This is a genomic window from Sinorhizobium sp. BJ1 (assembly GCF_002531555.1).
Lineage (GTDB): Bacteria > Pseudomonadota > Alphaproteobacteria > Rhizobiales > Rhizobiaceae > Sinorhizobium > Sinorhizobium fredii_B.
The window spans coordinates 12,507-33,988 of record NZ_NWTH01000003.1; the positions used below are offsets into that span (position 1 = coordinate 12,507).

Annotated in this window: 21 protein-coding genes; all 21 read right to left on the reverse strand. The window is 61.8% G+C overall.

The window, feature by feature from the left end; translation table 11 throughout:
* The 21 genes from proS to CO676_RS03460 all read right to left on the reverse strand — a co-directional run bounded on the left by proS (window position 1) and on the right by CO676_RS03460 (window position 21,238).
* Complete coding sequence (proS, locus tag CO676_RS03360; protein WP_097519668.1) at window positions 1-1,329, reverse strand: proline--tRNA ligase; 1,329 nt, start codon at window positions 1,327-1,329, stop codon at window positions 1-3.
* Between the two features lie 808 nt (window positions 1,330-2,137).
* Window positions 2,138-2,407: a DUF1467 family protein gene (locus tag CO676_RS03365; protein WP_014764036.1), complete on the reverse strand. Its 270-nt coding sequence runs from the start codon at window positions 2,405-2,407 to the stop codon at window positions 2,138-2,140.
* Between the two features lie 154 nt (window positions 2,408-2,561).
* Window positions 2,562-2,966, reverse strand: a complete 405-nt coding sequence (gene mce / locus CO676_RS03370; RefSeq protein WP_097519669.1) for a methylmalonyl-CoA epimerase — start codon at window positions 2,964-2,966, stop codon at window positions 2,562-2,564.
* Between the two features lie 58 nt (window positions 2,967-3,024).
* Window positions 3,025-4,692: a ribonuclease J gene (locus CO676_RS03375; RefSeq protein WP_097519670.1), complete on the reverse strand. Its 1,668-nt coding sequence runs from the start codon at window positions 4,690-4,692 to the stop codon at window positions 3,025-3,027.
* 23 nt (window positions 4,693-4,715) lie between these two features.
* Window positions 4,716-5,483, reverse strand: coding sequence for a biotin--[acetyl-CoA-carboxylase] ligase (locus CO676_RS03380; RefSeq protein ID WP_014764033.1), 768 nt, complete (start codon window positions 5,481-5,483; stop codon window positions 4,716-4,718).
* On the reverse strand, window positions 5,480-6,922 hold the full coding sequence (gene nuoN / locus CO676_RS03385) for an NADH-quinone oxidoreductase subunit NuoN (protein ID WP_041415329.1): 1,443 nt from the start codon (window positions 6,920-6,922) through the stop codon (window positions 5,480-5,482). Before nuoN ends, CO676_RS03380 begins: the two co-directional genes overlap by 4 nt.
* Before the next feature lie 18 nt (window positions 6,923-6,940).
* Window positions 6,941-8,452 carry an NADH-quinone oxidoreductase subunit M gene (locus CO676_RS03390; RefSeq protein ID WP_014764031.1) on the reverse strand — a complete coding sequence of 504 codons (1,512 nt, stop codon included), beginning with the start codon at window positions 8,450-8,452 and terminating at the stop codon, window positions 6,941-6,943.
* Window positions 8,452-10,446 carry an NADH-quinone oxidoreductase subunit L gene (nuoL, locus tag CO676_RS03395; RefSeq protein ID WP_014764030.1) on the reverse strand — a complete coding sequence of 665 codons (1,995 nt, stop codon included), beginning with the start codon at window positions 10,444-10,446 and terminating at the stop codon, window positions 8,452-8,454. Before nuoL ends, CO676_RS03390 begins: the two co-directional genes overlap by 1 nt.
* Window positions 10,447-10,453: 7 nt before the next feature.
* The gene (nuoK, locus tag CO676_RS03400) at window positions 10,454-10,762 is read right to left on the reverse strand and encodes an NADH-quinone oxidoreductase subunit NuoK (protein WP_014764029.1); all 309 of its coding nucleotides are present in this window, start codon (window positions 10,760-10,762) and stop codon (window positions 10,454-10,456) included.
* A gap of 29 nt (window positions 10,763-10,791) precedes the next feature.
* Complete coding sequence (locus CO676_RS03405) at window positions 10,792-11,406, reverse strand: NADH-quinone oxidoreductase subunit J (RefSeq protein WP_041414296.1); 615 nt, start codon at window positions 11,404-11,406, stop codon at window positions 10,792-10,794.
* A gap of 146 nt (window positions 11,407-11,552) precedes the next feature.
* Entirely contained in the window at window positions 11,553-12,044 is a 492-nt protein-coding gene (gene nuoI, locus CO676_RS03410; RefSeq protein WP_012707628.1) for an NADH-quinone oxidoreductase subunit NuoI, read from the reverse strand.
* Between the two features lie 64 nt (window positions 12,045-12,108).
* Window positions 12,109-13,152 (reverse strand): NADH-quinone oxidoreductase subunit NuoH, encoded by a 1,044-nt coding sequence (gene nuoH / locus CO676_RS03415; RefSeq protein ID WP_097519671.1) that lies wholly within the window; start codon window positions 13,150-13,152, stop codon window positions 12,109-12,111.
* 20 nt (window positions 13,153-13,172) lie between these two features.
* Window positions 13,173-15,251: an NADH-quinone oxidoreductase subunit NuoG gene (gene nuoG / locus CO676_RS03420; RefSeq protein ID WP_097519672.1), complete on the reverse strand. Its 2,079-nt coding sequence runs from the start codon at window positions 15,249-15,251 to the stop codon at window positions 13,173-13,175.
* Between the two features lie 99 nt (window positions 15,252-15,350).
* A complete protein-coding gene (locus CO676_RS03425) occupies window positions 15,351-15,992 on the reverse strand; it encodes an NADH ubiquinone oxidoreductase (RefSeq protein ID WP_014764025.1) in 642 nt (213 codons plus the stop codon).
* Window positions 15,993-15,998: 6 nt separating this feature from the next.
* Window positions 15,999-17,303, reverse strand: a complete 1,305-nt coding sequence (nuoF, locus tag CO676_RS03430) for an NADH-quinone oxidoreductase subunit NuoF (RefSeq protein WP_014764024.1) — start codon at window positions 17,301-17,303, stop codon at window positions 15,999-16,001.
* A gap of 14 nt (window positions 17,304-17,317) precedes the next feature.
* On the reverse strand, window positions 17,318-18,163 hold the full coding sequence (gene nuoE / locus CO676_RS03435; RefSeq protein ID WP_097519673.1) for an NADH-quinone oxidoreductase subunit NuoE: 846 nt from the start codon (window positions 18,161-18,163) through the stop codon (window positions 17,318-17,320).
* Between the two features lie 16 nt (window positions 18,164-18,179).
* On the reverse strand, window positions 18,180-18,434 hold the full coding sequence (locus tag CO676_RS03440) for a hypothetical protein (protein ID WP_014764022.1): 255 nt from the start codon (window positions 18,432-18,434) through the stop codon (window positions 18,180-18,182).
* Entirely contained in the window at window positions 18,434-19,624 is a 1,191-nt protein-coding gene (locus tag CO676_RS03445) for an NADH-quinone oxidoreductase subunit D (RefSeq protein WP_014764021.1), read from the reverse strand. Before CO676_RS03445 ends, CO676_RS03440 begins: the two co-directional genes overlap by 1 nt.
* 55 nt (window positions 19,625-19,679) lie before the next feature.
* On the reverse strand, window positions 19,680-20,285 hold the full coding sequence (locus CO676_RS03450) for an NADH-quinone oxidoreductase subunit C (RefSeq protein ID WP_041414294.1): 606 nt from the start codon (window positions 20,283-20,285) through the stop codon (window positions 19,680-19,682).
* An 18-nt stretch (window positions 20,286-20,303) separates the two neighbouring features.
* Window positions 20,304-20,882 carry an NADH-quinone oxidoreductase subunit B gene (locus tag CO676_RS03455; protein ID WP_012707619.1) on the reverse strand — a complete coding sequence of 193 codons (579 nt, stop codon included), beginning with the start codon at window positions 20,880-20,882 and terminating at the stop codon, window positions 20,304-20,306.
* Complete coding sequence (locus CO676_RS03460; RefSeq protein WP_097519674.1) at window positions 20,873-21,238, reverse strand: NADH-quinone oxidoreductase subunit A; 366 nt, start codon at window positions 21,236-21,238, stop codon at window positions 20,873-20,875. Before CO676_RS03460 ends, CO676_RS03455 begins: the two co-directional genes overlap by 10 nt.
* Window positions 21,239-21,482: the final 244 nt, after the last annotated feature.

The window sequence follows — 21,482 nt, forward strand, 5'->3', positions numbered from 1 at the left end:
TTATCTCGTCGCAACCAGCTTGTTGATCGCCGCTTCCACCGTCATCGTCTCGCGCGCGCCGGTCTTGCGGTCCTTCACCTCGACCTCGCCATTGGCGATCGAGCGCGGCCCGACGATGATCTGCACCGGAACGCCGATGAGATCGGCGGTTGCGAACTTGGCACCGGCGCGATCGTCCGTGTCGTCCAGAAGAACGTCGAATCCGGCTTTGCCGAGGTCGGAGTAGAGCGTGCCGCAGGCCGCATCGCAAGCGGCGTCACCGGTTTTCATGTTGATGACAATCGCGTCGAAGGGGGCCACCGACTTCGGCCAGATAATGCCGTTCTCGTCATGCGAGGCTTCGATGATCGCCGGCACGAGACGTGTGGGGCCGATGCCGTAGGAGCCCATATGAACGACGTGCTCCGTGCCGTCAGGCCCAAGCACCTTGGCGCCCATCGCCTCCGAATATTTCGTGCCGAAATAAAAGATATGGCCGACTTCGATGCCGCGCGCCGACAGCCGCTCGTCCTCGGAAATCGCGTCGAACGCGGCCTCGTCGTGCATTTCCGAGGTGGCGGCGTAGCGCGAGGTCCATTTGTCGAAGATCGCTTCCAGTCCGGCAACGTCGTCGAAATTTGTTTCCCTGCCGGGGATGTCGAAGCCGAGGAAATCTTTGTGGCAGAACACTTCGGACTCGCCGGTATCGGCAAGGATGATGAATTCATGGCTGAGATTGCCGCCGATCGGGCCGGTGTCCGCACGCATCGGAATGGCGCGCAGGCCCATACGGTCGAAGGTACGCAGATAGGCGGCAAACATCTTGTTATAGGCATGCTCCGCGCCTTCCCGATCGAGATCGAAGGAATAGGCGTCCTTCATCAGGAATTCGCGCGAACGCATGGTGCCGAAGCGCGGACGGATCTCGTCTCGGAACTTCAATTGGATGTGGTAGAGATTGAGCGGCAGGTTGCGATAGGACTTCACGTAGGAGCGGAATATGTCGGTAATCATCTCCTCGTTGGTCGGACCGTAGAGCATCGGCCGATCCTGCCGGTCCTTGATGCGCAGCATCTCCTTGCCGTAGGCATCATAGCGGCCGCTTTCCTGCCAGAGCTCCGCCGATTGCAAGGTCGGCATCAGGAGCTCGATCGCGCCGGACCGGTTCTGTTCCTCGCGGATGATCGCATTGACCTTGTCGAGCACGCGCTTGCCGAGCGGCAGCCAGCTATAAATGCCGGCCGACTGCTGGCGGATCATGCCGGTCCTCAGCATCAGCCGATGGGAAACGATTTCCGCTTCCTTCGGGTTTTCCTTCAAGATGGGCATGAAATAGCGGGACAGGCGCATGACGGGTTCCGGAACTGGTGACTCTCGCACTATCGGTGGATTCGGGCGAAATGACGTTGTGCTGCAGCAGCCGCCCTCGCCTTCGGACAGAGAAAGGTGGCGATTGCCGTTTGAAATCGGGCTCTTGATTTCCCAGCGGCGCGACCAAAGGGGAACTTTCGAGTTCAGCGTTCATAGCCGCTTCGGGCGCGGAAGAAAACCCTACTGCATGTCTCCTTGAATCAACCTCGGTTTAAGGGCAAGAAATGCAGTATTCAAAGCGCTACAGCGACCTTTTACGCGTCTAATAAGACGCGCGCGCTGTAGAGCATGGGGAAGAGCGCCGCGCCAATAATGACCCTCCGGCGGCAACACGCTCGGGGCCCTGCGTCAAAAGAGCACGGTAGTAACAGGACGAGGACGATTTCTGTCAACCGGATTTTTTTGCCAAACTGTAGCAAAAATGCAAAAAAAGCTGATGACATAGCCCAATGTTTAAGCTAGTTTCGGCTCACAAAACAGGCAAGAAGACCAAATTCTTGCCGAATTTCGCGGTCAAGTCTTGGGAGGATAAGATCTTAGGCGCGCTCGTTCGCTGCCGCCGGTAACGGTTGAGATCACGCGAAACTTGAAAAACAAGGCTTTGGCCTTGTTTTTTTTTGCTTTTCTGGCCGCGTTCGAAGCGAAGCAGTCGGCGAAAGATGTCAATTCATTGTCTGTCAAGAGGCTTGTCTCTGTGCCAGTTCGCAGAGCCGCCGACAAAAGCTCCCTTCACCTTGCGGCATGTTTCTTGCGTATCGTCAGTTCCCGTGATGCGCCTGCATCGCGATCAGCCGTTCGGACCGATGAAGCCGAATATCGCATCAAGGTCATATCCGAGCTTCACGGAAAGCACATACCAGCCGAGATGGATTAAGGCGGCGATGACCGTCGTCACCAGAACCACGCGTAGGCCACGAAAGCGCGCCGGAGCACTCTCGACGCTGCCGGGCACCACATCGTTCTCCTCGGCCTGAGTCTTCACACCGAACGGCAGCACGGTGAAAAGCGTGAGCCACCAGATGATGAAATAGACGGCAAAGGTCGAAAAGGCGGACATCCAGGCTCTCTGATGAAAGACGCGGTCAGGCAGCCAATTGGCGGCGGCATTTTGTTGCGCGGGTCACAAGCGGCTCTCGAAAGAGCCCTGCGCGGCAGGCGCCTTATAGCGCTTTTGCTGTCGATCGCGCAAATGGCTTCGCCGCGCCCGACTGTCACACCTCTTCGAGTTCGATCAGTGTGCCCTGAAAATCCTTGGGATGCAGGAAGAGCACCGGCTTGCCGTGGGCGCCGATCTTCGGATTGCCGTCGCCCAGGACGCGCGCCCCCGCCTGCCGCAGCCGGTCGCGCGCCGCTATGATGTCGTCGACCTCGTAGCAGATGTGGTGCATGCCACCTGCCGGGTTCTTCGCGAGAAAGGCGGCGATCGGCGACTGATCGCCGAGCGGCTCCAGCAATTCGACCTTGGTGTTGGGAAGCGTGACAAAGACTACGGTGACGCCGTGCTCCGGCAGCGCCTGCGGCTCCGTGACCGCGGCGCCGAGGGTAGCACGGTAACTTTCCGCCGCGGACGCGAGGTCCGGCACCGCGATCGCTACATGGTTCACTCTTCCGAGCATCGACGCCCTCCCCAGATTGGAAGATCACGGGTTTACACCGGCTCCGCCGCCGGACAAATCAGACTTTGGTGACAAAGACCGTGACGATCGGCTTCTTGCCCCAGATCTGGTTGGCCGTGCTGCGCACCACGCGCCGGACAGCTTCCTGCAGCATTGCCAAGTCTTTGCGCTTGACGCGCGGGATGCTTTCCACCGCGCCGAGGACGGCGTCGTAGAGCACGTCGTCCATCTCGTCGCCTTCGTCGTCGAACTGCGGAAGCCCGATCGGCACGACGTCGGGGTCGCCGAGGAAGTCGTAGCGGTTGTCGAGCACGACATTGACCGAGACGTGGCCGGCAAAGGAGAGCTTGCGGCGTTCGCCAATGCCCATCTCGTCGAAATCGCCGATCAGCGTCCCGTCCTTGTAGATGCGGCCGTGCGGCGCCTCGTTTATGACCTGGGCCGGTCCGGGAGCGAGGCGCAGCATCTCGCCGTTGCGCAGCCGCGGAACGCTCGCGATGCCCGAATGCAGCGCAAGCTCGGCATGTGCCGTCAGATGCGCCGCTTCGCCATGCACCGGCACGACGATCTCAGGCTTCAGCCATTGATACATCTGCTGCAGTTCATTGCGGCGCGGATGGCCGGACACATGCACCAGCGCCTCGCTGTCGGTGATGATATGAATGCCCTGCTCGATCAGCCCGTTCTTGATGTCGTTGATCGCCTTTTCGTTGCCGGGGATCGTGCGCGACGAGAAGACGATCGTATCCCCGGCCGAAAACGCCACATTGCGCATCTCGTCGCGGGCGATCTTGGCGAGGGCGGCGCGCGGCTCTCCCTGGCTTCCGGTTAAGATGACGACGACCTTGTCGCGTGGGATGTAGCCGAATTCGTCCTCGGCCAGGAACGGCTTCAGCCCCTCCATGATGCCGAGATCCTTCGCGACGTCGACGACGCGCTTCATCGAGCTGCCGAGCAGGAGCACTTCGCGGCCTGCGACCTCGGCGGCTTCAGCGACCGAGCGGATGCGGCCGACATTCGACGAAAAGGTGGTGATGCCGACGCGCCCCTCGGCATCCGCGATGATCTTCGCCAGGCTTTCCGACACTTCCCGCTCGGAAGGCGAAACGCCGTCGCGCAGCGCATTGGTCGAGTCGCAGACGAGCGCCAGAACGCCTTCTTCACCCACCTGGCGAAAACGCGCTTCATTGGTGATCGGACCAAGCGAGGGTTCCAGGTCGATCTTCCAGTCACCCGTATGCACGACGCTTCCGAGCGGCGTGCGGATGACCAGCGACATCGGCTCGGGAATGGAATGGTTGACGCCGATCGCTTCGATGCTGAAAGGCCCCACATTGATGCGGTCGCCGGCCTTGAAGATGGTGATCGGGATTTCGCCGCGGCTCTTTTCGAATTCTCGCTTCGCCTCGAGCATGCCGGCGGTGAAGGGCGAGGCGTAGACCGGAACGTTCAGACCCGGCCAGAGATCGTTCAGGGCACCGTAGTGATCCTCGTGGGCATGCGTGATGATGATCGCCTTGAGATTGCGGCGCTCCTCGGCAAGGAAGGATATATCCGGCAGCACAAGTTCCACGCCGGGCAGTTCCGGGCCGGGAAAGGTCACGCCGCAATCGACCATGATCCATTGCCGGGATCCGGGGTTGCCGTAGCCATAAAGGCCGAGATTCATGCCGATCTCGCCAACGCCGCCAAGCGGCAAGAACACCAGGTCTTCATCCTGCGCCATTTGTAATGCGCCTCTATTCTTGTTCATCCAAAAAATACGTCGCCCGCCGCAATCGCCTGCGGCGGGCCGGAGCCCGTGTCGAGCAGCAGTCGGCCGCCTTCGTCGATACCGACGAAGCGGCCCGCAAGAGACCGGTTCGGCAGGTTGACGGTGATGGTCTCGCCAATGCCCTTCGCGGCGGCCCGCCACTGATCGATAATCGCGGCGATGCCGGCGCCGCGGTCCCAAGTCGAGAGAGCCTCCGCCATTGTCACGAACAGGTGAGCAAACAGTTCCTCGGCGGAGATCGTCGCGCCCTCGTGCCGAAGCGACGTGACCGGGTAAAGCCCCGTTTCGGGCATGACCGCGACATTCACACCGCAGCCGATCACCAGCGCATGACGGCCGTCAGCAAGTCCTTCGCCTTCGAGCAGGATGCCGCAGGCTTTCCGGCCATCGATGAGGATGTCGTTCGGCCACTTGATCGCCACCTCCGCAGAACCCGGAGGCATCACCCTGCGAATGGCCCGATGCACCGCCACCGCCGCCGCGAGCGGCAATGAATGCAGGTGCTCCACCGGCGCCGGATCGATGAGCAGCAGGGATGCGTAGAGATTGCCCGGCTCGGAAAACCATTCGCGGCCGCGTCGACCGCGGCCGCCCGTCTGGCGCGTGGCGGTGACCCAGAGATTGCCCGGATCACCATTGCGCGCCCTCGCCAGGCATTCGCTGTTCGTCGAGCCAGTTTCGGCAAGCGCTATGTGCCGGAAATCGTCGGGCGATATCGGGCCGCTGCCGCGCCCGCCGGTCAAAAGAAGGTCCGGGCCGCAGCCTCGGCGGCATTTCCAAGCGGACCACCAATCAGCACGTAACCGAGCACGAACAGGCCGGAAAGTCCGTAGACCAGCCGCAATTCGCCGGCCGTACGGGCGAATTCGCCCTTGGCCTCGTCGAACCACATGACCTTGATAACGCGCAGGTAATAGTAAGCGCCGACGACGGAAGCGAGCACGCCAATAATCGCCAGCCCGTAGAGCTGGGCTTCGATAGCCGCAACGAACACGAAATACTTCGCGAAGAAGCCGGCGAGCGGCGGAATGCCGGCGAGCGAGAACATCAGGATCGTCAGCACCGTCGCCATGAACGGATTGGTTTGCGACAGACCGGCGAGGTCATCTATCCCTTCGACATGTTCGCCGTCCCTGCGGCGCATGGCGAGGATGCAGGCGAAGGTGCCGAGCGTCATCACCATGTAGATCACCATGTAAAGAATGACGCCGCGCACCCCGGCCATCGATCCGGCGGCTAGACCGACGAGCGCATAGCCCATGTGACCGATCGAGGAATAGGCCATCAGTCGCTTGATGTTGCGCTGCCCGATGGCGGCGAAGGAACCGAGCAGCATCGAAGCAATCGAAATGAAGACGATAATCTGCCGCCAGTCGGCGACGACCGGTTCGAAGGCTTCAATGACAATGCGGACGAGCATCGCCATGGCCGCCACCTTCGGTGCGGCCGCAAAGAAGGCCGTCACCGGTGTCGGTGCACCTTCATAGACGTCCGGCGTCCACATATGGAACGGAACGGCCGAGATCTTGAAGGCAAGGCCGGCAAGGATGAACACCAGACCGAAGACCAGGCCGAGCGAGCGCCCTTCCGCGGTGAGTGCGCCTGCGATCTCGTCGAAGCCGGTATGGCCGGTGAAGCCATAGACGAGCGACATGCCATAAAGCAGCATGCCGGACGACAGGGCGCCAAGAACGAAATACTTGAGGCCCGCTTCTGTCGAGCGCACGCTGTCGCGATTGATCGCGGCCACGACATAGAGCGCCAGCGACTGCAGCTCCAACGAGAGATAGAGCGAAATCAGGTCGTTGGCCGAAATCATCAGCAGCATGCCGAGCGTCGCGAGCAGCAGAAGCACCGGAAACTCGAAGCGGTCGATCTGCGCAGCCCGAGCCTGGCCAATCGTCATCACCATGACGGTGACCGAGCCGATCAGCGCCAGAACCTTCATGAACTTCGCGAAGGGATCCGACAGGAAGGCGCCGGCATAGGCCTCGCCGTTATCAGTGTTCAGAATGAGCCACAGTCCGGCAACGACGAGCACGGCGACGGATAGCCCGGTCACGACCGGCGTCGCGCGCTCGTTCGAATAGACGCCGACCATCAGCAGCACCAGCGCGCCGACCGCCAGGATCAGTTCGGGGACCGAGAGTTGCAGGCTTGCAAATAGGGTTTCAGCAGTCATGTCCATCACGTCCTGTGGTCATTGCACCGAAAGCGCAACGTTTTGCGCTGCCTGCAGGGCTGCGGCGTAGTTGTTGACGAGCAGATCCACGGAAGCCGCCGTCGCATCGAAGACCGGCGCCGGATAGACACCGAAGAAGATCGTCAGGATCACCAGCGGATAGAGGATGACCTTCTCGCGCGTCGAAAGGTCGAGCAGCGCCTTCAGGCTATCCTTCTCCAGCGCACCGAAGATGACGCGGCGATAGAGCCAAAGGGCATAGGCCGCCGACAGGATGACGCCGCTGGTCGCAAAGAGCGCAACCCAGGTATTGGCGCGGAAGGCGCCAACCAGCGTCAAGACTTCGCCGACAAAGCCCGAGGTGCCCGGAAGCCCGACATTAGCCATGGTGAACACCATGAAGGCCACCGCATATTTCGGCATGTTGTTGACGAGACCGCCATAGGCGGCGATTTCGCGCGTGTGCAGCCGGTCATAGACGACGCCGACGCAAAGGAAGAGCGCGCCCGAGACAATGCCGTGCGAGAGCATCTGGAAGATCGCGCCCTGAACGCCCTGGATGTTGGCCGCAAAGGTGCCCATCGTCACATAGCCCATATGCGCGACGGAGGAATAGGCGATCAGCTTCTTGATGTCGGTCTGCATCATCGCCACCAGCGAAGTGTAGATGATCGCGATGATCGACAGCGTATAGACGAGCGGCGCGAAATAGTCGGAGGCCAGCGGAAACATCGGCAGCGAGAAGCGCAGGAAGCCGTAGCCGCCGAGCTTCAGCAGAATGCCGGCCAGGATGACCGAGCCCGCCGTCGGTGCCTGGACGTGTGCGTCGGGAAGCCAGGTATGGACCGGCCACATCGGCATCTTCACCGCGAAGGACGCGAAGAAGGCAAGCCACAGCCAGGTCTGCATCTGGCGCGGGAAATTATACTTGAGCAGTTCGGTGATGTCGGTGGTGCCGGCCTGCCAATACATCGCCATGATGGCGAGCAGCATCAACACCGAGCCGAGCAGCGTATAGAGGAAGAACTTGTAGCTCGCATAGACGCGGTCCTTGCCGCCCCAGACGCCGATGATGATGAACATCGGAATGAGGCCCGCCTCGAAGAAGACGTAGAAGAGCACGATGTCGAGCGAGACGAAGACGCCGAGCATCAGCGTTTCCAGAAGCAGAAACGCGATCATGTATTCCTTCAGGCGCTTCTCGATCGTGACCCAGCTCGCCAGCACGCAGAACGGCATCAGGAATGCCGTCAGCGGCAGGAACAATACGGAAATTCCGTCGATGCCGAGATGGTAGGAAATGCCGGTGCCGAGCCACTCATGCTTCTCGACCATCTGGAAGCCGGGGTTCGAGCTGTCGAACTGGTACCAGACATAGAGCGACAGGCCGAAAACGACGATCGTCGTCAGCAGCGAGATGTTCAGGATGTTGCGGCGGCCGTTGGCGCTGTCTTCCCGCATCAGCAAGAGAAGCAGGGCGCCGACCAGCGGCAGGAAGGTGACCGCGGAAAGTACGGGCCAATCGGTCATCAGAAGGAACTCCCGAGCATCATCCATGTAACGAGCGCTGCGATGCCGATCAGCATGGCGAACGCGTAGTGATAGAGGTATCCGGTTTGCAGCCGGACGACGCGGTCGGTCACGTCGAGCACGCGCGCCGCCACCCCGTTCGGCCCGAAGCCGTCGATGACGCGGCCGTCACCCTCCTTCCAGAGGAAGGTGCCGAGACGCTTGGCGGTGCGGACAAAGAGGAAATCGTAGAGCTCGTCGAAATACCACTTGTTGAGCAGGAACTGGTAGAGACCGCGATGCTGCTCGGCCAGGTACTTCGGCGTCTCCGGCGAACGGATGTACATGTACCAGGCAGTGTAGAGGCCGAGGGCCATGGCCACGAACGGGCTCCACTTCACCCAAAGCGGAACGTGGTGATATTCCTCGAGGATTTCGTTTTCCGGCCCGGTGAAGAGCGAGCCCTGCCAGAATTCGGCATAGTGATGGCCGAAGAAATAGTCGTGGAACAGGAAACCGGCGACAAGCGCACCGAGGGCGAGGACATAGAGCGGCACCAGCATGACCTGGGGCGACTCGTGGACGTGATGCATGACCTCGTGGGAGGCGCGCGGCGTGCCGTGGAAGGTCATGAAGGTCAGACGCCAGGAATAGAAGCTGGTGAACAGCGCAGCGATCACCAACAGGGCAAAGGCAATCCCCGAAACGACGCTGTGCGACGCGAAGGTGGACTCGATGATCGCATCCTTCGAGAAGAAGCCTGCCGTGCCGATGACCGTGCCCGGGATACCGACGCCGGTCAGCGCGATCGTGCCGATGAACATCATCCAGTAGGTGACGGGAATATGGGTGCGCAGGCCGCCCATGTAGCGCATGTCCTGCTCGCCATCGACGGCGTGGATCACCGAACCGGCGCCAAGAAAGAGAAGCGCCTTGAAGAAGGCGTGCGTGAACAGGTGGAAGATGGCGGCGCCGTAAGCTCCGACGCCGAGTGCCACGAACATGTAGCCGAGCTGTGAACAGGTGGAATAGGCGATGACGCGCTTGATGTCGTTCTGGACGAGACCGACGGTCGCGGCGAAGAAGGCGGTGATCGCACCGACGAGCGTGACGACGGTCAGCGCATCCGGCGACAGCTCGAAGAGCGGCGACATGCGGGCGACCAGGAAGACGCCGGCTGTTACCATCGTCGCGGCATGGATGAGGGCCGAAACGGGCGTCGGGCCTTCCATGGCGTCCGGCAGCCACGTGTGCAGCAAGAACTGGGCCGACTTGCCCATTGCGCCCATGAAGAGCAGCAGGCAGGTTGCCGTCAGCGCATCCGCCTTGTCGAGGTGCATGCCGAAGAGCGTGATCACGGCCTCCCCTGCCTCTGCACCTTCAGCCGGCAGGTAGCTCTGCGCGGCGGCGAAGACCGTTTCCAGATTGATCGAGCCGAAGAGAACGAAGACGCAGAAAATGCCGAGCGAGAAGCCGAAGTCGCCGACGCGGTTGACGATGAAGGCCTTGATCGCCGCCGCATTGGCCGACGGCTTCTTGTACCAGAAGCCGATCAGCAGGTACGACGCGAGGCCGACGCCTTCCCAGCCGAAGAACATTTGCAGCAGGTTGTCCGACGTGATCAGCATCAGCATCGCGAAGGTGAAGAGCGACAGATAGCCGAAGAAGCGCGGACGGTGCGGATCGTGGTGCATGTAGCCGATCGAATAGATATGCACCAGCGTCGAGACCGTGTTGACGACCACGAACATGACGGCGGTCAAGCTGTCGACGCGGAACGCCCATTCGACGTCAAAGCTGCCGGACTGGATCCAGTGCAGCACCGAGACCTTGATCATCTCTTCCTCGCCGAGAGCGACGTCGAAGAAGACGAACCAGGAGAGCGCGAGCGCAATCAGCATCAGGCCGCTGGTCACATATTCGGATGCCTTGGCACCGATCTGCGTGCCAAGAAGGCCGGCGATCAGAAAGCCGATCAGAGGCAGAAAGACGATAGCCTTGATAATGGTGTCCATGGCCCTGTCAGCCCTTCATCATGTTGACGTCTTCGACGGCGATGGAACCGCGGTTGCGGTAGAAGACGACGAGAATTGCAAGTCCGATAGCGGCTTCGGCGGCCGCGACGGTCAGAATGAACAGCGCAAAGACCTGGCCGGTGATGTCGTTCAGGAACGCCGAGAAGGCCACCATGTTGATGTTGACCGCGAGGAGAATGAGCTCCACGGACATCAGAATGATGATGACGTTCTTCCGGTTGATGAAGATGCCGAAGACGCCGAGCGTGAAGAGAATGGCGCTGACGGTGAGATAGTGGGAGATTCCGATTTCCATAAGTCTAATCCCTCGACCTCGCGTCCCGATTAAAGGCCCTGCCCCGGCTTGACCGTGACCACCTCGACGGCGGTCTCGGGCGAGCGGGCAACCTGGCGCGGAATGCTCTGGCGCTTGATGTTTTCACGATGACGCAGGGTGAGCACGATGGCGCCGATCATGGCGACGAGAAGCACGAGCCCGGCGATCTGGAAGAAATAGATGTAGTGGGTGTAGAGAACGTCGCCGAGCGCGGCCGTGTTGGTCCGTTCGGTGGCGGCCGGGATCGGCATGGCGATGCCCTTGGCGATCTCCGGAGAGAAGGTCGAACCACCGACGACGACGATGAGCTCGGCGGCGAGAATCAGACCGATCAGCGCCCCGACCGGCGCGTATTCAAGTACGCCTGCGCGCAGTTCGGCGAAGTCGATGTCGAGCATCATGACCACGAAAAGGAAGAGAACCGCAACCGCGCCGACATAGACCACCAGCAGGATCATCGCCAGGAACTCGGCACCCGTCAGCAGGAAGAGCCCTGCCGCGTTGAAGAAGGTCAGGATCAGGAACAGAACCGAATAGACCGGGTTCTTTGCCGCGATAACCATGAATGCCGACGCCACTGCGATGAAGGCGAAGAGATAGAAAAAAAGAACCTGCAGACCCATGATCGGTGCCTTTTTCGTCTTGCTCGGCGTGAAGGCGCGGCCCTCACTCCATGAGGCAAAGCCGGACAGTCCGTCCGGCCAGTGCCCAACCCGTTCCGCATGCACCCTCTTACGAGCGGCGCGATGCTGCGTTTACGCAGATGGCCTCAGCGATAGGGCGAGTCCATTGCAATGTTGCGCGCGATTTCCCGCTCCCACCGGTCGCCATTGGCCAGCAGTTTTTCCTTGTCGTAATAGAGCTCTTCGCGCGTCTCGGTGGCGAATTCGAAGTTCGGCCCTTCGACGATGGCATCGACCGGACAGGCTTCCTGGCAGAAACCGCAGTAGATGCACTTCACCATGTCGATGTCGTAGCGCACCGTGCGGCGGGTGCCGTCGTTGCGGCGCGGGCCGGCCTCGATGGTGATGGCCTGGGCGGGACAGATCGCCTCGCAGAGCTTGCAGGCGATGCAGCGCTCTTCGCCGTTCGGATAACGGCGCAACGCATGCTCGCCGCGGAAACGAGGGCTGACCGGGCCTTTTTCGAAGGGATAGTTCAGGGTCGCCTTTGGCCGGAAGAAATAGCGCATCGACAGAAAGAATGCGCCGACGAACTCCTTGAGGAACAGCGAGCTGACGGCTTGCGAAAGACCGGCCATCATAAACCTCCAAATGTGCCGGCCTGGGAGAAGCCGGCGGTATGCAGCGAAGCTTGCGGGGCCATCATGCCCATCCCATGAGCTTCAGAACGAATGCGACGATGACGACCATCGCCAGCGACAGCGGCAGGAACACCTTCCAGCCGAGACGCATCAGCTGGTCGTAGCGGTAGCGCGGCACGAAGGCCTTCACCATCGCGAACATGAAGAACACGAACGAAGCCTTCAGCACGAACCAGATGATGCCCGGCACCCAGTTCAGGATCCAGATGTCGACGGGCGGCAGCCAGCCACCGAGGAACAGGATCGTCGTCAGCGCGCACATCAGGCAGATCGCCGCGTATTCGCCGAGCATGAACATCATGTACGGGGTCGAGCCGTATTCGACCATGAAGCCGGCGACGAGTTCGGACTCGGCTTCGGGCAAGTCGAAGGGCGGGCGGTTCGTCTCGGCAAGCGCCGAGATGAAGAACACGATGAACATCGGGAACAGTGACAGCCAATGCCAGTCGAGAAAGGAGGCCGGCAGGCCGATCATCGTTCCGAGGCCGTCCGACTGCGCATTGACGATGTCCGTCAGGTTGAGCGAACCGACGCAGAGCAGCACGGTGACGATGACGAAGCCGATCGAGACTTCATAGGACACCATCTGCGCCGCGGAGCGCAGCGCGCCGAGGAACGGATATTTCGAGTTCGACGCCCAGCCGCCCATGATGATGCCATAAACCTCGAGAGAAGATATGGCGAAGACGAAGAGGATGCCGACATTGATGTTCGCGATCACCCAGCCCGCATTGAACGGGATGACGGCCCAGGCCGCGAGGGCCAGCGTCACCGAGACGAGCGGCGCGAGCAGGAAGATCGTCTTGTTGGCGCCGGCCGGAATGACCGGCTCCTTGAAGACGAATTTCAAAAGGTCGGCAAAGGACTGGAACAGCCCCCACGGGCCGACGACATTCGGGCCGCGGCGAAGCTGCACGGCGGCCCAGATCTTGCGGTCCGCCAGCAGGACATAGGCGATGAAGACCAGCAGCGCGACCAGCAGCAGGAGCGACTGGCCGATGATGATGGCCGTGGGCCAGACGTAGCTCGAAATGAAAGCGTCCATGATGCTCTAGTCCCTCGCGCTCATTCCGCGGCAGCTTTGAAATTGTTGCGCGCCAAGGCCGAGCATTCGGCCATGACGGCGGATGCGCGCGCTATCGGGTTCGTCAAATAGAAGTCTTTGACCGGAGACGCAAATACGGATTTGGCCATCTCACCGGCTTTTTGGGCAAGTGCGGCAATTTCGTCGCTGCTACCAGCGGCAATGCCATCGATCTCTGCGAAATGCGGATGGGCGGCATAGAGCTTCGCACGCAATTCGCCAAGCGAATCAAACGGCAGCTTCCGGCCGAGCACATCCGAAAGCGCACGGATGATCGCCCAGTCTTCGCGCGCGTCGCCCGGTGCGAAGCCGGCGCGGTTGCCGAGCTGGACGCGGCCTTCGGTATTGACCCAGGTGCCGGACTTTTCCGTATAGGCCGCGCCCGGGAGGATGACGTCCGCCGCATGCGCGCCATTGTCGCCGTGCGAGCCGATATAGACGGTGAAGCCCTTCCTCGCCGAGAGGTCGATCTCGTCGGCGCCGAGCAGGAACAGCACGTCCGTGCCGTCGACCATCTGGGCCGCCGATTTGCCGCCCATGGCCGGGACGAAGCCGAGATCCAGACCGCCGACGCGCGAGGCCGCCGTGTGCAGGACGGCAAAGCCGTTCCAGTCCGCGCCGACTGCGCCGACCGCGGCGGCGAGCTTCGCGGCGGAGGCGAGAACGGCAGCGCCGCCCTCCCCTGCGAGCGCGCCCTGACCGACGATGATCAGAGGCCGCTCGGCCTTCTCGAGCGTCTCGAAGAACTTCGCCTTGCCGGACATAAGCTCTGAGAGAGTATCCGTACCGGCGCCGAGATATTCATATTCGTAGCGCAGTTCGGCCCGCTCGCCGATCACGGCGATCGGGAAATTGCCCATGCGATAACGCTTGCGGATGCGGGCGTTGAGAACCGAAGCCTCGAAGCGCGGGTTGGAGCCGATGATGAGCAGCGCGTCGGCGCCCTCGATCCCCTGGATCGTCGGGTTGAAGAGATAGCTGGCGCGGCCGAGCGTCGGGTCGAGCGCTGCGCCGTCCTGGCGGCAATCGACGTTCTGCGATCCGAGCGAGGCAATCAGCTCCTTCAGGGCGTACATTTCCTCGACGGATGCGAGGTCGCCGGCGATCGCACCGACCTTGTCGCCGGAGCTCTTGTCGACGGCGGCCTTGATCGCCTGGAAGGCCTCGCTCCAGGTCGCCGACTGCAGGCGGCCGTCCTTCCGCACATAGGGCCGGTCGAGACGCTGCGTCTTCAGCCCGTCCCAGATGAAGCGGGTCTTATCGGAGATCCACTCTTCGTTGATCTCCTCGTTGACGCGCGGCATGATGCGCATCGCCTCGCGGCCGCGCGTGTCGACGCGGATCGCCGAGCCGACCGCATCCATGACATCGACCGATTCGGTCTTGTTGAGCTCCCACGGCCGCGCCGTGAAGGCGAAAGGCTTCGAGGTCAGCGCGCCGACCGGACACAGATCGACGACGTTGCCCTGCAGTTCCGACGTCATCGCCTGTTCGAGATAGGTGGTGATCTCCGCATCTTCGCCGCGGCCGATCAGCCCGAGTTCGGCAATGCCCGCCACTTCCGTCGTGAAGCGGACGCAGCGGGTGCAGTGGATGCAGCGGTTCATCACCGTCTTGACGAGCGGGCCGATATACTTGTCCTCGACGGCGCGCTTGTTTTCCTGATAGCGCGAGCTGTCGATGCCGAAGGCCATCGCCTGGTCCTGCAGGTCGCACTCGCCGCCCTGGTCGCAGATGGGGCAGTCGAGCGGATGGTTGATCAGCAGGAACTCCATGACGCCTTCGCGGGCCTTCTTGACCATCGGCGTCGTCGTGAAGACTTCCGGCGCCTCGCCATTCGGGCCGGGACGCAGATCGCGCACGCCCATGGCGCAGGAGGCAGCCGGCTTCGGCGGGCCGCCCTTCACCTCGATCAGACACATGCGGCAATTGCCGGCAACCGAAAGCCGCTCATGGAAACAGAAGCGCGGAACCTCGGCGCCGGCCTCTTCGCACGCCTGAAGCAGCGTGAAATGATCCGGGACCTCGATCTCTTTTCCGTCGACTTTCAGCTTTGCCATCTTCGTACTCAATCCTGTCTTCCGTCCGGCTGCCTTCTGTGGCGCCGGACAATTCCTTCACGGCTCTTCCGGTATGGTGACGACCGGGCAGCCGTCACGTCATTTCTCGCGCATCAGCACCTTCGCCTGCCCGATCCAATCGTCCCGGGAGATGCGGCCATTGAGAGCTAATTCGGCATCGATCCGCGCGACATCCGTCTCGCTCAGACCGGCGATATCGGTGAAGCGGCGAAGGCCCTGGCCTTTCAGGACCTGCTCGAGCTTCGGGCCGATCCCGGAAATACGCTTCAGATCGTCATCGGCACGGCCTTTCGGCTTCGATGCGACCGGCTTCCTGGCGGCGCGCGCCTTCGGCTTCGCGACAGCGGGCGGCGCCGGTGGGACCTGCCGGGTTTCAGGCGCGGCCGGGGCCTCCCCGCTTACGGGCTCCGACGGTGCGACGGCCGGAGCCGGTTCGGCAAATTCTACCGGTTCGAGCGCGCCGGCGCTTTTCTGCAGGGCACTTGCAGCCCCCTGCATTGCCCCGAACATGACGCCTGCGAAGTGGCTCGACAGGCCGAAGCCCAGCGCCGTCGCCGCCGCCACGGCGGCCACAGGATTGGCCATCAGCGGAACAGCCGGCATGGCCTTCATCCATTCAGCCATGCCGAAAGGATCGGCCGAGCCGGCGCCCAGGGGCCGCACAAAAGGAATGACTGCAGCCGCTTTCATGCCCTGTACTTCATTGCGCGTCCCGGTCATCGCTCGTTACTCCGCTGCTTGCAATACGGCGCCATGCGAGGTCGCATTGCGCGTATATTCGTCGATCCGCTGTTCCATCTCCGGACGGAAGTGCTTGATCAGGCCCTGGATCGGCCAGGCGGCCGCGTCGCCAAGGGCGCAGATCGTGTGGCCTTCGACCTGCTTCGTCACGTCGAAGAGCATGTCGATCTCGCGCTTCTGCGCGCGGCCCTGCACCATGCGCTCCATGACGCGCATCATCCAGCCGGTGCCTTCGCGGCACGGCGTGCACTGGCCGCAGCTTTCGTGCTTGTAGAAGGCGGAGAGGCGCCAGATCGCCTTGATAATGTCGGTCGATTTGTCCATGACGATGACGGCCGCCGTCCCAAGACCCGAGCCGAGCTCGCGCAGGCCGTCATAATCCATGATGGCGTCCTTCATCTGCGCGCCAGGCACGCAGGGAACCGACGAGCCGCCGGGAATGACCGCGAGCAGGTTGTCCCAGCCGCCGCGGATGCCGCCGCAGTGCTTCTCGATCAGTTCGTGGAACGGGATCGACATCGCGTCCTCGACCGTGCACGGCCGGTTGACGTGGCCGGAAACCGAATAAAGCTTGGTGCCGTGATTGTTCGGGCGGCCGAAACTGCTGTACCAGCCGGCGCCGCGCCGCAGAATGGTCGGCGTGACAGCAATCGATTCGACGTTGTTCACCGTCGTCGGGCAGCCGTAGAGGCCCATGTTCGCCGGGAACGGCGGCTTCAGACGCGGCTGGCCCTTCTTGCCCTCAAGGCTTTCGAGCAGTGCCGTTTCCTCGCCGCAGATATAGGCGCCGGCGCCGTGATGGACGAAAATATCGATATCGTAGCCAAGCTTGTTGTTCTTGCCGAGCAGCCCGTAATCGTAGCATTCGTCGATCGCCGCCTGCAGCGCTTCGCGCTCGCGAATGAACTCACCACGCACGTAGATGTAGGCGGCGTGCGCGCCCATGGCGAAACTTGCCACAACGCAGCCCTCGATCAGCGTATGCGGATCGTGGCGCATGATATCGCGGTCCTTGCAGGTGCCAGGCTCCGACTCGTCGGCATTGACGACGAGATAGTGCGGGCGGCCGTCGCTTTCCTTCGGCATGAAGGACCACTTGAGGCCGGTCGGGAAGCCGGCGCCGCCGCGACCGCGAAGGCCCGAAGCCTTCACCTCGTTGATGATCCAGTCGCGGCCCTTCTCGAGGAACTCCTTGGTGCCATCCCAATGGCCGCGCGCCATTGCGCCCCTGAGCGACTTGTCCTTAAGGCCGTAGATGTTGGTAAAGATGCGATCTTCATCTCTGAGCATGGGGTATCACCTCTTTACCGCGGCTTCTTTGCCGGCTTGGACTTGTCGACCGTCTCGCCTTCGATCTTGGCGTTCTTCGCCGCCGCTTTCTTCGCGGTCGCCGGGGTCTTTACCGCCGGATTGGTAACGTCTGCAGCGGTCTTCGGCTTGGCGGCGTTCGACGGCGGCACGCTCACCGCCGGTTCATCCCTGGCCTTGTCGTCCTTTGCCTTTTTGGCCCGGGCAGGCGCCTTCGCCTTTTCGGGGGCTTCCGGAGGTTGCAGCGTCGTCAACCCACCGATCGGCGCGGAATAGATGCGGTCGATCTGGGGACCGGGCTGGATTTCAGCGCCCTTGCCTGCGTCGAAGCCGTCGATGATTTCCTCGAGCCGCTCGGGCGTCAGATCCTCGAAAGCGTCCTTGAAGATCATCACCATCGGCGCGTTGACGCAGGCGCCCTGACATTCGACCTCTTCCCAGGAGAGCGTCCCGCTCCCATTCAGCGTGAAAGGCTCGGCCGCAATCTTCGTCTTGCAGACCTTGATCAGGTCTTCGGCGCCGCGCAGCATGCAAGGCGTCGTGCCGCAGACCTGCACATGGGCCCGCGATCCGACCGGCTTCAGCTGGAACTGCGTGTAAAAGGTCGCCACTTCGAGGGCGCGGATATAGGGCATGCCGAGCATGTCGGCGATCGATTCGATGGCCGCCCTCGTCACCCACCCATCCTGCTCCTGGGCGCGCATCAGCAGCGGAATGATCGCCGACTGCTCGCGGCCCTTCGGATACTTGTTGATCGTTGCCTCAGCCCAGGCGGCGTTCTCCTTGCTGAATGCAAAGGCCGCTGGCTGGACAGTGTCTTCGGCTAGTCGACGAACGGACATTCTAGTGGACACCTTATCAATTAATCGAACCGCACCGCGATTTCGTCAGCGTGACGAATTCGCAGGCATAGGCGGACTGGTCTTTCTGCATAAAGACGATGTAGCGCGTGCCATTGGCGACGGCTGCCTTGATCTCGTATCCCTTCGACAGGAGCGTGGCCATGGAACCCCCGTGCAGCCCCGACGACGACGTGCTGCCGACGTCCTCCTGAGCCAGGGCCGCCGGGCCAAGCGCGACACATCCGAGAACGGCAAGCGGCGCCAGACGCATCAGCGATCCACCTCGCCGAACACGATATCGAGGGAGCCCAGCACGGCCGAGACGTCGGCCAGCTGGTGTCCGCGACAGAGGAAATCCATCGCCTGCAGATGCGCATAGCCGGGCGCGCGGATCTTGCAGCGGTAGGGCTTGTTGGTGCCGTCGGAGACCAGATAGACGCCGAATTCGCCCTTCGGCGCCTCGACCGCGGCATATACCTCGCCGGCCGGCACGTGGTAGCCCTCGGTATAGAGCTTGAAGTGGTGGATCAGCGCCTCCATCGAGCGCTTCATCTCACCGCGCTTCGGCGGCACGATCTTGCCGTCGAGCGACGAAACCGGCCCGATCTTCGCGTCGCCCAGCAGGCGATCGACGCATTGGCGCATGATCCGCGCCGACTGGCGCATCTCGATCATGCGGATGAGATAACGGTCGTAGCAGTCACCGTTCTTGCCGATCGGGATGTCGAACTCCATCTCGGAATAGCATTCATAGGGCTGCGCCCGGCGCAGGTCCCAGGCGGCACCCGAGCCGCGCACCATGACGCCCGAGAAGCCCCAGGCCCAGGCGTCCTCGAGGCTGACGACGCCGATATCGACGTTGCGCTGCTTGAAGATGCGGTTGCCGGTCAGAAGCTCGTCGATGTCGTCGACGGTCTTCAGGAACGGATCGATCCACTTGCCGATATCCTCGACCAATTCATGCGGCAGATCCTGATGCACGCCGCCCGGACGGAAATAGGCCGAGTGCATGCGCGCGCCGCAGGCCCGCTCGTAGAAGACCATCAGCTTTTCGCGCTCCTCGAAGCCCCAGAGCGGCGGCGTCAGCGCGCCGACGTCCATCGCCTGCGTGGTGACGTTGAGGAGATGCGAGAGGATGCGGCCGATTTCCGAATAGAGGACACGGATGAGCTGACCGCGGATCGGCACCTCCGTGCCCGTCAATCTTTCAACGGCAATCGCGAATGCGTGCTCCTGGTTCATCGGCGCGACGTAGTCGAGCCGGTCGAAATAGGGAATGGCCTGCAGGTAGGTCTTGGCTTCGATCAGCTTCTCGGTGCCGCGGTGCAACAAACCGATATGCGGATCGACGCGCTCGACGATCTCTCCGTCGAGCTCCAGCACCAGACGGAGAACGCCGTGCGCCGCCGGATGCTGCGGACCGAAGTTGATGTTGAAGTTGCGGACGTTGTGTTCGGTCATACCGATTGCTCCAGGCCGGATGGCATCCCCTCGGGACCCCGCGGGCCGACTTATCTCACCGTGCCTTCGCCTTTTCGTCGCCGGGCAGGACGTATTCCGTGCCTTCCCAGGGCGATAGAAAATCGAAGTTGCGGAATTCCTGCCTCAGCTCGACGGGCTCATAGACCACGCGCTTGACTTCATCGTCGTAGCGAACCTCGACGAAGCCGGTCAGCGGGAAGTCCTTGCGCAGCGGATAACCTTCGAAACCGTAGTCGGTGAGGATGCGACGCAGATCCGGATGGCCCGTGAAGAGAATGCCGTACATGTCGTAGGCTTCGCGTTCGAACCAGTCGGCGCCCGGAAATACCGGAGTTGCCGACGGCACCGGCTCGCCCTCGCCGGTCGCGACCTTGACGCGGACGCGCAGATTCTGGCGCGGCGACAGGAGGTGGTAGACGACGTCGAATCGATCCGGCCGCTGCGGATAGTCGACACCGCAGACGTCGATAAAGCTGACGAAGCCGCATCGCGGATCGTCGCGCAGGAAGGTCAGCAGCGCGATGACGTTCTCGGCCGTCGTCGTCAGCGTCAGCTCGCCATATTTGATCGCCGAATCGGCAATCAGCGATCCGCGTGCTTCGCGAAGATAGGTCGCAAGCTCGTTCAGGGCTTCACTCATTGAAAAGAACCCCCTGCCTTAGCGCTCGATCGTGCCGGTCCGGCGGATCTTCTTCTGCAGCAGAAGCACGCCATAGAGCAGCGCTTCTGCCGTGGGAGGACAGCCTGGCACATAGATATCGACGGGCACGACGCGGTCGCAACCGCGCACGACCGAATAGGAATAGTGATAGTAACCGCCGCCATTGGCGCAGGAGCCCATCGAGATGACGTAGCGGGGCTCCGGCATCTGGTCGTAGACCTTGCGCAGCGCCGGCGCCATCTTGTTGGTCAACGTCCCGGCAACGATCATCACGTCCGACTGGCGCGGCGAGGCGCGCGGCGCAAAACCGAAGCGTTCGGCATCGTAGCGCGGCATCGACATCTGCATCATTTCGACGGCGCAGCAGGCAAGACCGAAGGTCATCCACATCAGCGAGCCGGTGCGCGCCCAGTTGATCAGCTCATCGGTCGAGGTGACGAGGAAGCCCTTGTCGGCGAGCTCGTTGTTGATCTCGCCGAAGAATGCGTCATTGCTGCCGATCGGCTTGCCGGTCGCGGGATCGATAATGCCCTTCGGCTGCGGCGCAACGAGCGTGGTGCCGGATGCTAGTTCCATTCCAGCGCTCCCTTTTTCCATTCATAGATAAAGCCGACCGTCAGCACCAGGAGGAAGACCATCATCGACCAGAAGCCGAACCAGCCCAACGCCTTGAACGAAACCGCCCAGGGGAAGAGGAAGGCGACTTCGAGGTCGAAGATGATGAAGAGGATCGACACGAGATAGAAGCGGACGTCGAACTTCATGCGGGCGTCGTCGAACGCATTGAAGCCGCACTCATAGGCCGAAAGCTTTTCCGAATCGGGCGCCTTGTGGGCAACTGCGAAGGGAGCGATCAGGAGTGCGAGGCCGATCACTAGAGCGATTCCAATGAAAATCGCGATCGGAACATAGGAACCGAGAAGTTCTGTCATTGTTATCCGTCCCTGCCTGCGAAGCGCACCGGGAGAGGTGCTAAAACAACGAATGCCGCAGGCCGAAAATCATGTTGCAACGCCAGAGTGGTTAGCGCAGCCCGCGCCCATGTGCAAGCCTCGTACAGGCATTTAAACCGGTTCGCGGCACACGTTTGAACGGCACTTTCGCACTGTTGACACAGCGAAGCGCCGAATTCCCGGAACGGGCTCATCTTGCTGATGGGAAACGGTCCGAGACACA